This window comes from Vallitalea maricola, assembly GCF_036985595.1.
GTDB lineage: Bacteria > Bacillota > Clostridia > Lachnospirales > Vallitaleaceae > Vallitalea > Vallitalea maricola.
Window position 1 is genome coordinate 44,823 of sequence record NZ_BTPU01000039.1, and the last position, 14,605, is coordinate 59,427.

Below are 14,605 nucleotides of genomic sequence, written 5' to 3' on the forward strand. Positions count from 1 at the left end.
ATTTATATATACTAGTTTATGATTATAACCAAGTAATGTAAGATTATATATATGCCTATTTATTTTTGCATAGTTAATATAGCTTCTAGAACTCCCCCAGCTACCGCTCTTGCCTTATCAGATATGGTAAAACAATGGTCAACTTTACCTCTAGGGTCCACATCTCCTATCTTAAAATTCTCAGTAACGTGTATACCACTTTTTATCAATCCTCTTATTACTCCATCTAAAGGAGCTAATATAGGTGATTCATCAATATATCCTATACAATCACCTTTATTGACTACATCACCTATATGGGCTTTGGTAATTACAATACCTTCATTAGAAGAACGTATAACCCTCTCATGGGTGTATCCTTCTATATTACCTGGAATACCAGTATTCTTTTGTGGCTTCCCACTATAGATTACTTTACCTAGATCATGTCCTCTATTTGTCTCAATGACAGCATGTACATCTTTGCCTGCTGTAAATCCTGGACCTAAGCCTATGACAATAGGTGCCATCTCCATATTGGTACCCAAATTCTTCTTAGCTAATATTGCATCTATCACAATATCTGGTTTTAAAGTGTCAATACTCTTACCTGTTTCATCAACTAACATTGGAATAATACTCTTATTCAAATAATCATCAACATCGTTCACATCATCTATTCTAATAGCCTTAATACCTTCTATAGTTATTTCCTTATCAAATAATGCATTTGCAAATGAAACTGTTCTTCTTATAACAGTTGGTTTATCTATCTCTAGTACTACAACTCTGAACCCACATTTTGTAAGCCTATGTATAGTTCCACTTGCAATATCTCCTCCTCCTCTTACTACAACTAACCCTCTATTCATTATCAGTCAACTCCTTAATAATTAAATAATCTTCTTTGGTGTCAATATCCAACCCCCATTTGCTTTCAGATATATCTAAATAATAGACTTCGTCTTTATTATCTTTGATTATATTCCTTCCCCCAATATCTCCGGTAATTCTAAGAAAATCATCTTTCCAATTTGAGCCGAAAATAACAGGATTACCTCTTTCACCATCATATCTTGGAACGATAATACTTTCTTTTCTATTATTGAATGTTGTTATCAAATCTTCAACAACATGAGAATTAACAAAAGGTTGATCGCCATTGATAAACATATATGCATCTGTTTCAGTAGCTTTCATAATAGCACATTTAATTGAACTGCTCATACCTGTTATAGCTGATTGGTTATAAACATGTTGTACTTTAAAATTTTCAGCTATTTTTTTTATTTCTTCATTTTGATAAACAAGTACAATTTCTTTAAATTCACTTTTAATTATTGTTTCTATTACATGAGCAATTATAGGTTTACCATCTAACTTCATCAATAATTTTTCTCTGCCAAATCTTCTAGAAAAACCTGCTGCCAAGATAATAGCTGTTACCAAAATTATCACTCCACAATCTTGATTATTGGATTTTCCATATTTACATTTCCAATAATTACCCTTGAGATGTTCACACCATCTTTTATAATTTTTTCTCCCAATTTTTGCGCATAAAATAATTGTTCATCATCTCGTATTTTATTTAGTAGAACCACCTTTTTAGAATGGTTCTTGCATCCTTTGAATAAACCTTCTCTGGAAATAATTAATTTGAAGATGGTTTCATAATCAATGATGTCCCCAATCTCTTTACCTACTACCCTTGAAAAAATATTTGCTCTATGTACCCAGTTCTCATCTATTCTCTTTCCTATAATGTCTAAACCAATGCAGCCCACTACCAAAGTTGAACAATTTGCTATTACTGGCTCATACCATGTTGGTGCTTTTATGGACTTTCTTTTTGCTCCATCAGCTTCTATTACAATGAAATCGTAATCCCCTTGATTTAATAGAGGTTTCACCCACTCTTTTTCAATACCTTTTATTTTATTATTATCATGAAAGATGTTTTTACCTATCATAGTAACGGTACCTCTAGATAATCTCTTAGATTCTAATATCAGTTGTTCTAGGTTATTTGAGATAATTAAGTTATCATATTCATTTGACATGGGATAATAAATTGCAGTTGTTGTGGTCAATAATACTTTTCTCTTAAGTTCCTTTAATTCATTTCCAAGTCTATACATAGTTGTAGTTTTTCCACCAGCTCCAACTATAGATATTATATTATTACCTTGTACGTCTAAATCTAATGCATTTAAAAGATCCACTTTTTTATCCTCTCTTATACATATATTACATTAATTTTGTCTCTTAGATTATATTTATTTATTAGATCATCTAAATAATCTTCTCTAACTGTAATATAAAGATCACATTCACTATTCAATAACTCTGCTAGTATTTTATGAAAGCATTTATTCTGTAATTCAAGACGTCCAATCTCATCTAAATAGATTGGTGTTACTCTAGATTTTATCAGTTCTCTTATAGTAATTTCTATATGCTTCAAGACAGGTGTTGAGAAGCTGTAAGGTCCCATCTTGCATGACTCACACCAATCTTTAGTTAAATAATCTTCTCTTAGAACAAAAAGTTGCTTTTTTCTATTAGATAATTGCATTATTTCATAACTATGTACTTTATCTCTTTCCATATTTTTAATGGAAACAAATCCATCACCTTTTTGAACCCGTTCATATAACTTAATCATTTTACTTGTTTTACCTGAATTTATAGGTCCTGTAATTACATTAACCATTAGTTTTTCCTTCCGTAAGTAGTATCTTTTTCATAACATCAAATTTTAATTATCCAATAATTCATTATTTCTTAGATGCTTATGACCTTTTTTATCATAACTAATAGCCAATATCTCTGCTGCTATAGATACTGCTATTTCTTCTGGAGAACAACCTCCTGTATCTAGACCAATAGGTGAATATAGGTTTGACAAATCCACTTTGCCATGTTTTTCATTAATCTTTTTCAGGAAAGCTTTTAATTTAACTTGTGAACAAAGCATCCCAATATACTTTGGTTTCAAATCCAATTCAAGAACTTTGTTCAGTACATTAAAATCATTATTATGTGATGGAGTACATACCACAATGAAACTATTTTCACTTAACTTTTCTTTTTCTATAAATTCTACATATGAAATCCCCACTTTTCTATGAGCGTTTTGAATAGTTTCATATATTTCCTTTCGGTCATCTATAACAGTAATAAAAAAATTCATCTTATATAACATGTTTGTAAGAGCTTGTCCCACATGTCCTGCTCCAAAAATGTAGACTTTATTAGCACCTATATATTCATAAAAAAGGGTTACTCTTCCACCACAAGCCATTGGTAATACAGTTGTTCCTTCTTCTTCAATCTTACCTTCATTAAGTATATATTTTTCTAGTTTACTTTCTCTTTTGGCAATTAATTCTTTACACCTTTGTTTTGCTAAATATTCTAATGCACCACCGCCAACAGTTCCCATAGCAGGTCTGGTTTCTCCCACCAACATTTTTTTCCCTACTGTTACTGGAGCACTCCCTGTCATCTCAACCACAGTAACCATGACACAAGCTTCACCGTTTTCTTTCATATGTATTAACTCTTCATAAATACCTTTCACTTTTTCACTTCTTTCCATAAATAATATAGTTAATCAAATTATTTGGTCAAATTATATGTATGTAATCATATTATAACTTGTTTAAAAATATTTTGTCAAATTTTAAAAAGCTTATTCCCAATTGGAAATAAGCTTCTTTATAACTAATATTACTTTCTCTTATTCTTTAGCCTAGATCTTATTCTCTTAAATCTAGGTAATACAAAGCGAAATAGTTTATACACAAAATTATTGATGACTAAATCAAACTCCCCAATAAATTCTACGAAATCCCCGTTGAAACCCTTTTTGAATTTATAAAGTCCGTAAAGAGGATTATTGGAATCTAAATCTCCTGAAACACCTCTAAAGTCATACATGTAACAATCTAAATCTATAGTATCTTCTATCATCTTCCACTGCATCAAATAATTAGGCATCGTATCACGAAGTTCATTATCAGATGCACCATATGAATACCATCCTTTCCCTCCATAATATAAATATATGGCACCTGCTATATAAACGTCAGTACTCTCTTCATATTCTGCGATACTTCTTAGTCTTTGGTTAAAACCTTCTATTTGTCTTTGACTATCTGCTATTCTTTTCTCCAAATCCAGCAGTTTTTTATTATTCTTCTTTATCTCATCTTTATCACTTGTGATCTCTAAGGTATCTACAATATTATTCTTTCTATTTTCCAATTTACTCATATTCTTTAACTGACTATTAAGATTAGTCTTAATTCTATTGGAATCTAAATCATAATTATATTTCACCATATACAATCTGCAAAAAGGATAGATTTTTTCAATCATATTCTTAAAATAATCCCTATTTCTTGTTATGAATTTATCTCTTTGACCTGTAATCAACATTTTTTTATGGAATATATCAATTATATCATCAGTAATGTTTTCTTTATCATATACCTCTACAGTAAGACCACGTTTTTCAGCAATCTTAATATTATATTTTGTCTTTTTAGAAAAAGCATCAAAAATATCTTTTTTTCTTTCACTTAACTCCTTTTTCATATCAAAATAAAGTCTAAACACATAATTAGGTTGTATATTCTCAAAGTTCTTCGTGTTTTTATTTTTGTATCCTATATCAATCAACATGTCTTTCACTTCATTACCAAAATCATTTAATTCCTCATTTTCATGTAAATGAATATCTGGGTCTATTGATATAAAAGCAATCTTATTCTTCTTACCATATCTTTTTATGAAATCAGTAAATTCAGTAACTAGTTTTTTATTACTGTAATCACAATGAAAACCTCTAGGGATATAACCCATACTCTTATTAAGATAAGGGATTTTTCTTATTAGGATTACACATGTCAGTACAAGATTTCCATTGTCAGAGTACCCTCCAAAGAATTTCGCATTCCATTCTTCTTTTACATCCGCCCAATAGGATGTTTGAAAAATATGTCCCTTAAAATCCATATTAAAACTATTTAATTGTTCCTTTTCTATTTCCTTAAAATTATACATCTTAAAATCTCCTTACTTGATTTTTACATACTCATTATCATTCCTCTATCTATAAAAATCAAATATATATTTTTTTTAATCTATAACTTAACCTGCTTAATATTTCATTAGCAATGCTTTTAGAATCATCAGCTACTTCTGTCGCATATATCTTTTCGCTTCCGTCAATTCCAATCAAAGTAACAATGTCACCTTGTTTCACTTCTGGAACATTAGTTATATCTATAATCAACTGGTCCATACAGATTTTACCAATAATAGGTACACGATAACCATGTATTAATGCACTACCACATTCACAAGAAAGATTCCGGGGAAAACCATCTGCATAACCTATTGGAATTACTGCAATTCTACAGTCATTATCAGCAGTAAAAGTTCTCCCATAACTTACGCTTTCACCTGCAGCAATCTCCCTAATTAATGCAACTCTTGCTTTTAGAGATAGAACAGGACGCAAGTCAGGTTGAATCTTGGTTTTATCACCAACTGAATCTACTGCTCCATATATAGCAATTCCCAATCTAACATAATCGCAGTGTAACTGAGGATAATTAAGAAGTCCGTAACTGCTTTGAATATGGACTTTTGGTAATATGATATTATTATTTTCCAGATTATCCAGTAATGAGTAAAAAGATTTTATTTGTCTTTCAGTAAACATAATGTCTTCTTTGTCCCTGCTATCTGAAACACACAAATGAGTATAGATGCCACAAACCTCTAAATTCTTAAATTGAAATATTTTAATTATCTTATCTACTTTATTTACATTTTCTCCCATTCTGTGCATTCCAGTATCTATTTTAATATGCACTTTTATAGAATGCCCATCATCATTTAACCTTTTAGCATAATCATAATCTATTATTGTTTGTGTTAGACTATATCGTATTAGATGACCAATTCTCGACGGATCAGTGTAACCTAATATTAAAATATCATCTTTGATACCTTTTTTTCGAAGAAGTATACCTTCATCAATGGTTGCCACTGCGAATGCTTTTATCCCGAGTTCATTTAAAAAGCTTGCCACTTTTACTGCACCATGACCATAAGCATCTGCTTTAACAACAGCCATTATCTGACATTCCTCAGAAATGATTGTTTGTAAAGTATTAACATTATGCTTCAAATTATCCAAATCCACTTCAATCCATGCTCTATCTTTATTCTTTATTGATTTATATTGTTTATATTTTATTTTTTTTTTATCTGTTTAGATAATAGTACGGCTACTATACTAGAAAATAACACCACTACAAAATAGTGAATAAGATTATTATCAATCAATATCCCTTGAAGATTCGTTAGTTTACCTATTAAACGAACAATTATTATCATCATTGGATGAATTATATAAATAATCATTGCAATTTTTCTAAGTATGGTTAATGAATGACCCTTCCATTGAATAAGAAGTTGATATAAGAAAAACATACAAGGCAATAATGTAATATACATGCTATCGTGTCTCTGTAATTCTAAACCATTAAGAATTAATCCTTCCACTGTCATTAAGATAATTGAGCTTAATAAGCCTACCAGACATAGATTTAATGAATATTGTTTTCGCTGTCTAGCAATAATAGCACCAAGTACAAAGAATACTGGAGCAAAAAACAGACCATTACGGGTATAACTGGAAAATAAAAACACCTTCTCATAGAATGATTTTATTATCTCAGATGATTGTATTATACCAAAGTAACTGTCACCCATTAATCCTAATGCATATAATAACAAAGCTATTATAAACGCCTTATGATACCCTAACTTTTTTATTAGATAATACGCAATGACTGCCCCTAACATTGATGCAGGTATATACCATAGATGATATATTGTACCGTCAAAAAATATGTCTTTCAATATATTAGGAAGCAGAGATTTTTGCTGGAAGTAGCCATTATATATGTTGATAGGAATATATATAATAATGGAAACCAAGTATAATAAACCTGTCTTTCCTAGAAAACCATACAACTTTTCTTTATTTATTCTACTATCAAAAAACAAAAAGAAACCTGATGTCATAAAGAAAAATGGGACTGCTACACGAGCTATAACACGTGTTAATACAAAATTTGCAGTTTCATTAATCATCAATAAAGGCGATGTATGAATAGCTACTACTAAAACAGCAGCTATAATCCTAAAATAATCGATTCCTGCATATTCTTTTCTATTCATTAATTATTCCCCCACAAAGTAATAATAAAACCATCCACATTATTACCTGATATCAGATGGCATACTTTATCTGGTAAATCTATGGTTTTCATTTGCGAACACATATTTTCATAAAATATCTCTATAGTTTTATTACCTGATTCTATTTTAAAATGATTTTCATATTGGAATTTTTTAATAAAGTCTATGTACTCCTCCAGAGATAATCCGTATTCATTCATTATTTTGGAATGTGGATAACCTACAAAACGAAAATGCCATGGTTCATGAGCAATCCCAGTAATAGCTTCCTTACCCTTTTCATAACGTTCCACAAATCCATAATCAGGTGCCTTTTTACGAAAGATATTGCATATACCGTCATATGGGAAGTTAGGACAAATAAAATCAATATTATCTTGTTTTAGTGCTAAATCTATTGCTAACCCAGTTTGATGTTCGCTATGATTGGGAATAGCAACAAATTTCTCTGTAAAATCCTTGCCGTTATTCTCTAATGAATCTACATATATATTTTTCTGCTCCTCATATGAACGGTAACCACTAACAGGAATTATGTCTTCATCACATTTCAGATCATTCACAAGATGCTCCAACATATTTGCTGTCTTTATCTCAAGAAGTGTATCCTTATATTGATGATTTAATGGTACTAGGGATAATTTGTTTTCTTTTCTGCTATTTCTTAAGGGATAAAGTTTGTTGACAAGAATTAAATTACCTGTATAGATATCTTTTTTATTCAAAGTAATAGTTTCCATTATTCCACCCCTAATTCAATCAGTTTGTCTAAGATGCTGCTAAATGACAACCCGATGCCTTTCATCATATTTGGATAGCGGCTGTGAGAAGTGAATCCTGGTATTGTATTAACTTCGTTGAAGATTATCTTGTCATCATCTAAAAACATATCTACTCTCGCAAATCCTTTACAGCCTAATGTTCTATAAATCAGTTTTGCTGTTTCTTTTACACGAGCTGTTGTTTCCTTATCTATACGTGCTGGTAAATGAATTTGTGAACTTTCTAAAGAGTACTTTTCAATATTATCAAAAAATCCATGACTTAATTCAATTTCATCTACTTCTCCTACCATTAAATCGTCATTGCCTAATATTGCACACCCCACTTCAAAGCCATTAATGTTTTCTTCTATTATTACTTGATTATCGTGTTCGAATGCAAGATTAACCGCTTCTAACAGATTCCCTTTATCATTTACTTTTGTAATACCGAAAGATGAACCTGCTTTGAGAGGTTTCACAAATAAAGGATAGTTAAGATGTTGTATTTTTCTATTCAAAGACTTATCATTCTCCATACTTGAGATGACAATTCCTTCAGGTATTGATATACCTGCTTCTTTAGCAAGTTTATGAGCAATATCCTTATTCATGCACAAAGCAGAACTAAGTGTATCACACCCTATAAGTGGAATTCCTGCTAACTCAATCAATCCTTGAACAGTACCGTCTTCGCCATTTTTCCCATGTAATACAGGAAATGCAGCATCGATTTTTGTAAATTTATTAACACTTCCTGTTAATTCAATAATCCCGCCCAGATTACGATTAGGTGATATGACAACAGGTACACATTCATCTTCATTGAGATACCATGTATCATTGAGTATGTTGTTTGTTGTACCATAATATCTGAACCAGTTCCCTTCTCTTGTAATTCCTATAAGTACTTTTTCATATATTTCATCATTGATATTTCTAATGATTGAATTGGCAGATTGTAAAGATACGTTATATTCTGTTGAATATCCTCCAAATAAAATTGCTATTTTTTTCTTCATCATATTTTTTGTCTCCTTCTTAGCTATTTGAATAATAATAAAATACACATGTTCTGGCACATGCATTCCTAAAATACTTCTTTGCCTAATAGCAGTACTAAAGACAAAGAGCATTCTAATTTAGTAATAATTATACTAAAACATAGAATGCTCTTCTTAAATATTATATAAAGATATTCTTATTATTTTATAAAGAAATTCTTACGATTTTCCTACAAAGAATTTGGTATCATAACTTCAAACCTAGTTATTTCCTTTTCACTGAATGCACTTATAGTTCCTTTATGAAGCTCTATTATTTCTTTTGCTATAGCAAGTCCCAAACCAGCACCACCTGTTTTGGTCGTACGAGATGTATCTAACCTATAGAATTGCTCAAAAATCCTGTTTAATTTCTCTTTTGAAATTGTATTCCCCTGATTATTGAAGCAGAGTTTTACGCTATCTTTCAATTGTGTAACTGATATTTCTATTGTACTATGTTCAAAGCTGTAATTTATAGCATTACGAATTAAATTATCAAATACACGCTGCATTTTATTGACATCAAACCTAATATTAATATCTGCCGTTATCTTTAAAGAGCATTTCAAGTCCTTTTCTTCTAACATTGGTTTAAATTCATAAGTAATCTGCTCCATCATACGATTAAGATTAACTCTACTAATATCCAAAGTCAGGTTTGTAAGATTAAAACGAGTAATCTCAAAAAATTCGTTGATCAGATCTTCCAGACGTTCTGCTTTATCCAATGAAATAGAAAGATATTTTATACGAAGCTCCTCTGATATCTGCTGTTCATCTCTTAGAAGAGTGAGATACCCAATAACTGATGTAAGTGGTGTTTTCAAATCATGAGCCAAATAGATGACAAGGTCATTTTTTCTTTGCTCTGCTTCTCTTGCAGCACGTTCATTTTTTCTTAAGTTAAATCTTATTTCATTCATTTGTTTTTCAACTTCATTTAATTCAGCTGGAAGTTCTATCAATTCATCTTTTGAAGTGTAGATAGTTTCTGTTGCTTGAATAATCTTTTCTAGATAACCAATTACTCTGACCCAATAAATTATAAATAAAATAATAAAGCCTATACTCCAAATAAAAATTAGGAAAACAACACTATCTGTAAGTTTAAGTAATCTATAAAGTACTGAATTACTTCTCCAAATAATCATAGAACATATTTCTCTCCCAGCAAAATATACAGCTAATAAAGCAATTGAATATATACCTATTGCAGTAATAAAATTTATAAAAAATCTAATAGAAAATCTGCGTTTAAAATTTTTCAATCTATTATTCAATTTGATAGCCAACCCCCCATACAGTTTTTATGAATTTTGGTTTCCTTGAAGGTTCATTCATTTTTTCTCTAAGACGTCCTATATGAGCCATAACGGTATTGTTGTTATCTAGATATTTCTGCCCCCATACTGCTTCAAACAATTCCTCAGATGAAACAACTTTTCCTTTATTTTCGCATAGATGCCAAAGAATAGAGAATTCAATAGGAGTCAGGGACAAAGACTTCCCTAGATATGTACATTTATGAGTATCTTTATTAATTACCATACCTCTTATATCATATCTATTAGTACATGTATCAACATCATCTGAATCCGTATGATTATATAACATATACCTTCTTAACTGGGTTTTGACTCTTGCCACAACCTCCAAAGGGTTAAAAGGTTTGGTTATATAATCATCCGCTCCTATTGTCAATCCCATTATCTTATCAATATCTTCTACTTTGGCAGTCAATAATATGATAGGATAAAAATATTTTTCCCTAATCTTTTTACAAATTGTAAAACCATCTGTATCAGGAAGCATTACATCCAATATAGCCAAATCCAATTTTTCTGTTTCTATGCAATTAAGTGCATCATTTCCATTATAGAATTTGTAAATGGTATATCCCTCATTTTTTAAATACAATTCTATCAAATCAGCAATTTCTTTTTCATCATCTACCAATAAAATCTTTTCTTTCATTACTTATATCTCCTATCATCACAAAAATATTACTAAACCCTTATCATGTACTTTAAAATATATTATAACATATATAAAAATTAATTAATAAAAAAAGTTACTATGCATTCCAATAAGAAAGCCTACTTTAATAAATAAAGTAGACTAATTATGATCTGGCTTTCCCTAGATGTACTTTTTATTTCCCCACATGTTGCATTTTTTCAAATCCAAGTAATCATTATACGCTTGTTCTAATATTTGTTTCTCATTGCTGAATTTTAGTAAATGGTAAGCTTCATGATATTTGTAATACCCAGAATCAGTAAAAAATTCTTCTCTTTGTGGTCTGCTATAATAGCTATAGGCCTTCATTAGATACCAGTGTACATCCTTAACAACTGTATCATTGGAAATCATAAAGGAATATTGACTTTTCCCAACATATTTTATAATATTTGCTTTAACGGAAGCTTCTTCACGTACTTCTCTTATAGCTGTATCATTATATTCTTCTTGGTCTTCAACAGTACCTTTGGGTAATACCCAGCCTTCGTATTTATGTTGATAAAGTAATAATATCTTACCTTTATGAATTACCACCCCGCCACAACTAACTGCTTCAATCATATAAATGCCTCCTAGCTTTTGGGTAATTCATCTTAACATTTTTCAAATAAAATGTCTCGTCTTAAAAAGTATACAATTTTTTCAAACTTTTTTCAACTGTATATTTTTAACTACCGTACTTGTATATTACCATAACTATAACTTTATTATAATTATAAGAGTTCGTATAACTATTATTTATTGATATATAGCTCAAAAAGCTGTTTTGCTATTGGTGCTGCATATTTCGTACTTGTTCCAGAGTTTTCAACTATTATGGATACAGCTATCTGAGGATTATCAGCTGGTGCAAATCCTACATACCATGCATGAGGTTTATCTCCTGTATTTTCAGCTGAGCCTGTTTTACCAGCAACATCGATACCTTGGACAGCAGATGTCTTTCCAGTACCTTCACTTACAACCTTTTTCATGAATTCTTTTATTATACCTGCTTCTTCTACACTCATAAGCTCAGAATAGAATTCTGGAAGATTTTTAGTTATTAATTTTCCATTAGCATTTTCAACACTATCAATTAGATAGGGTTTCATTAATATACCACCATTAGCTATAGCAGAAGATATTAAAGCATTATGGAATGGAGTTATTTCTGTTTTTCCTTGTCCTATGGCTGTTTCTGCTATATCTTTCACAGCAGATTCTTCACTTAGTTTAAACCTGCTGGTTCTAAAATGTAATGGATAAGGGAGTAACGTATCAAACAGTAAATCATTTGCAACATTTCTATAATTATGCATATTTAAGTTAGTCCCTATATGAGCAAATGCTGTATTACATGACATCTTAAATGCGTTTTCCAGATTTTCTTCTCCATGTTTCGTATTTGAATAACAATGGATCGTAGTTCCTTCAAATACGTCTTTACCATTGCAAGTATAGGTATAATCCTTCCAACCAGGATTTTCTCTTATAAATGCTAAAGCAGTAATTATTTTAAATGTAGAACCTGGTGGATACAAACCATGAGTAGCCTTATTCAATAGTGGAGAATTTTCTTCATCATTATTTAACTCAGTCCAATTGCTCTCAATATAATTAGGATTAAAATCAGGCTTAGAAACCATACAAAGTATTTTCCCAGTTGATGGCTCTATAGCTACTATTGCACCTTTTTTATTACCTAATAATTCATAAGCCTTCTTTTGTAAATCAGCATCTAAAGTAGTAACAACATTATCACCAACACTTTTTTTCTTAGATATTGACTGTACGGTTTTCTCTATTATTCCCACATTTGATTTCAATAAATCATAATTTACCAGAGCCTCTATACCTGTTTTACCTTGATGGGAATAACCTACAATATGTGAAAATATATTTTCATAAGGATATATTCTATATGACTTATCACCATCTACCATAGTTTCAGCTAAGACTTTTTTGTTAGTATCTAATATCTTACCTCTAACGATATTCTGTTCCAATTCTTCAATACGAGGATTATAAGAATTAATAACAACATTTGTACTATCAACATAAACAAATTTGATGATGTTCACGATTAATATTACAAAAAGTCCTATGAATATATATGAAATATTATTTAAACTTTTATTATCTTTTCTGTTTACTTGTTCTTTTTTTCTTTTCATTTGTTTCACCCTTTTGATTCTTAATGTGAATACCTTCTAAGATACCTAACATTATTATTGACATTGTTAATGATGTACCTCCAGAACTTACAAAAGGTAAAGTAACTCCTGTAAGAGGTATAAGCTTAGTTACACCTGCAAGTATTAAGAACATCTGAAATGCAAACGTACAGCTTATCCCACTTGCCAATAATAAATAGAAATTATCCTTTGTACCTTTAGCAATTTTGATACCACTTAAGAAAAATAAAGCCATAATTATAATTAATAATATTGAAAATATATTACCAAATTCTTCGCAGATAGCTGCAAATATTATATCTGTTTCAACTGCTGGTATAACTTTTGGCATACCTTTTGTCAATCCTTTACCAAAAAAGCCTCCAGCACCTATTGCAAATAGTGATTGAGCTATCTGATATCCTTTTCTGTCAATATCAGCCCAAGGATTAATCCAAGCTTCAACTCTGTCCCTTACATGAGAATAATACTTATAAGCTATGAATGAACCTACAATTCCCCCTGAAAGACCTCCTAAAAAATAAAAAGGTTTATTAGTAGATATATAAATAACTGAAATAAATATTATAAAAAATATTAAAGCTGTTCCTAAGTCTTTTTGATATACTAGTAAAAACATTAGTATCAATGATGGTATTGCTGCAATCACCACATGAATAATCTTATCCCTTTTTCTCATGTAAGCAGCTAAAAATAGAATAAATAGTATTTTTATTATTTCTGATGGTTGAAAGCTAAAATCTCCAATCAATATCCAGTTGGTAGCTCCATGTTTTTCAGTACCTACAAAGTTAACTGTAACAAGAAATATTATTGAAATACCAATATAAACCCACTCCAACTTATCAAGAAAAGTGAACCTATCAATAAATATAGGTACCAATATAGCGAATAGATATCCAAGTATAGCCATAAGAAATTGTCTATAACCAACATTGTAATCTATCCTTGCTAATATTATAAAGGATATGGATATTAGATATAATGAAGTATTCCATAATAAATAGTTATACTCAGTATATAATTTCTTTAACAAGAACCAGATTATCATAAAAAATATAACTTGTTCTACATATAAAATCAATAAATCCAGTTTATGTTTATCAGATGCACCAATTAATATCATGAAACCAAGAAAATGTGTTATCAATAATGTTATTCTTTGATTTTTCAAATAAAAGTTTTCATTTGACCCCTGTATCATAGATTTATTTTTTTTATTATTAACTGTTTTATATTTGCATCTATATAATTTATAACATAGATAAGTAAAATATATTGCTAATAATATAAATGTAAATCTAGAAATATTAATTATTATCTCGAACATATG

General features: G+C 30.0%; 13 protein-coding genes and 1 pseudogene. All 14 read right to left on the reverse strand.

What is annotated here, in order from left to right:
- Positions 1 to 59: 59 nt before the first annotated feature.
- Positions 60 to 851: a selenium-dependent molybdenum cofactor biosynthesis protein YqeB gene (yqeB, locus tag AACQ14_RS13270; protein WP_339364061.1), complete on the reverse strand. Its 792-nt coding sequence runs from the start codon at positions 849 to 851 to the stop codon at positions 60 to 62.
- A complete protein-coding gene (mocA, locus tag AACQ14_RS13275) occupies positions 844 to 1,428 on the reverse strand; it encodes a molybdenum cofactor cytidylyltransferase (protein ID WP_339364062.1) in 585 nt (194 codons plus the stop codon). Before mocA ends, yqeB begins: the two co-directional genes overlap by 8 nt.
- A 5-nt stretch (positions 1,429 to 1,433) precedes the next feature.
- Positions 1,434 to 2,204 carry a selenium cofactor biosynthesis protein YqeC gene (yqeC, locus tag AACQ14_RS13280; RefSeq protein ID WP_339364063.1) on the reverse strand — a complete coding sequence of 257 codons (771 nt, stop codon included), beginning with the start codon at positions 2,202 to 2,204 and terminating at the stop codon, positions 1,434 to 1,436.
- Between the two features lie 14 nt (positions 2,205 to 2,218).
- Entirely contained in the window at positions 2,219 to 2,695 is a 477-nt protein-coding gene (locus AACQ14_RS13285) for a nucleoside-triphosphatase (RefSeq protein ID WP_339364064.1), read from the reverse strand.
- Positions 2,696 to 2,740: 45 nt separating this feature from the next.
- Positions 2,741 to 3,583, reverse strand: coding sequence for an XdhC family protein (locus tag AACQ14_RS13290; protein ID WP_339364065.1), 843 nt, complete (start codon positions 3,581 to 3,583; stop codon positions 2,741 to 2,743).
- A gap of 131 nt (positions 3,584 to 3,714) precedes the next feature.
- Entirely contained in the window at positions 3,715 to 5,052 is a 1,338-nt protein-coding gene (locus AACQ14_RS13295) for a lipid II:glycine glycyltransferase FemX (RefSeq protein ID WP_339364066.1), read from the reverse strand.
- Between the two features lie 58 nt (positions 5,053 to 5,110).
- Positions 5,111 to 7,245 (reverse strand): annotated as a pseudogene (gene vanT, locus AACQ14_RS13300) (serine racemase VanT catalytic subunit).
- On the reverse strand, positions 7,245 to 8,006 hold the full coding sequence (locus AACQ14_RS13305; protein ID WP_339364067.1) for a M15 family metallopeptidase: 762 nt from the start codon (positions 8,004 to 8,006) through the stop codon (positions 7,245 to 7,247). The pseudogene vanT and the gene AACQ14_RS13305 overlap by 1 nt, the downstream one beginning before the upstream one ends.
- Entirely contained in the window at positions 8,006 to 9,052 is a 1,047-nt protein-coding gene (gene vanG / locus AACQ14_RS13310) for a D-alanine--D-serine ligase VanG (RefSeq protein ID WP_339364068.1), read from the reverse strand. Before vanG ends, AACQ14_RS13305 begins: the two co-directional genes overlap by 1 nt.
- 209 nt (positions 9,053 to 9,261) lie before the next feature.
- Positions 9,262 to 10,353 carry a vancomycin resistance histidine kinase VanS gene (gene vanS, locus AACQ14_RS13315; RefSeq protein ID WP_423247994.1) on the reverse strand — a complete coding sequence of 364 codons (1,092 nt, stop codon included), beginning with the start codon at positions 10,351 to 10,353 and terminating at the stop codon, positions 9,262 to 9,264.
- Positions 10,346 to 11,047, reverse strand: coding sequence for a VanR-ABDEGLN family response regulator transcription factor (gene vanR / locus AACQ14_RS13320; protein WP_339364069.1), 702 nt, complete (start codon positions 11,045 to 11,047; stop codon positions 10,346 to 10,348). Before vanR ends, vanS begins: the two co-directional genes overlap by 8 nt.
- Positions 11,048 to 11,212: 165 nt before the next feature.
- A complete protein-coding gene (locus AACQ14_RS13325) occupies positions 11,213 to 11,656 on the reverse strand; it encodes an NUDIX hydrolase (protein WP_339364070.1) in 444 nt (147 codons plus the stop codon).
- 173 nt (positions 11,657 to 11,829) lie between these two features.
- Positions 11,830 to 13,251: a peptidoglycan D,D-transpeptidase FtsI family protein gene (locus AACQ14_RS13330; protein WP_339364071.1), complete on the reverse strand. Its 1,422-nt coding sequence runs from the start codon at positions 13,249 to 13,251 to the stop codon at positions 11,830 to 11,832.
- Entirely contained in the window at positions 13,214 to 14,602 is a 1,389-nt protein-coding gene (locus AACQ14_RS13335) for an FtsW/RodA/SpoVE family cell cycle protein (protein ID WP_339364072.1), read from the reverse strand. Before AACQ14_RS13335 ends, AACQ14_RS13330 begins: the two co-directional genes overlap by 38 nt.
- Positions 14,603 to 14,605: the final 3 nt, after the last annotated feature.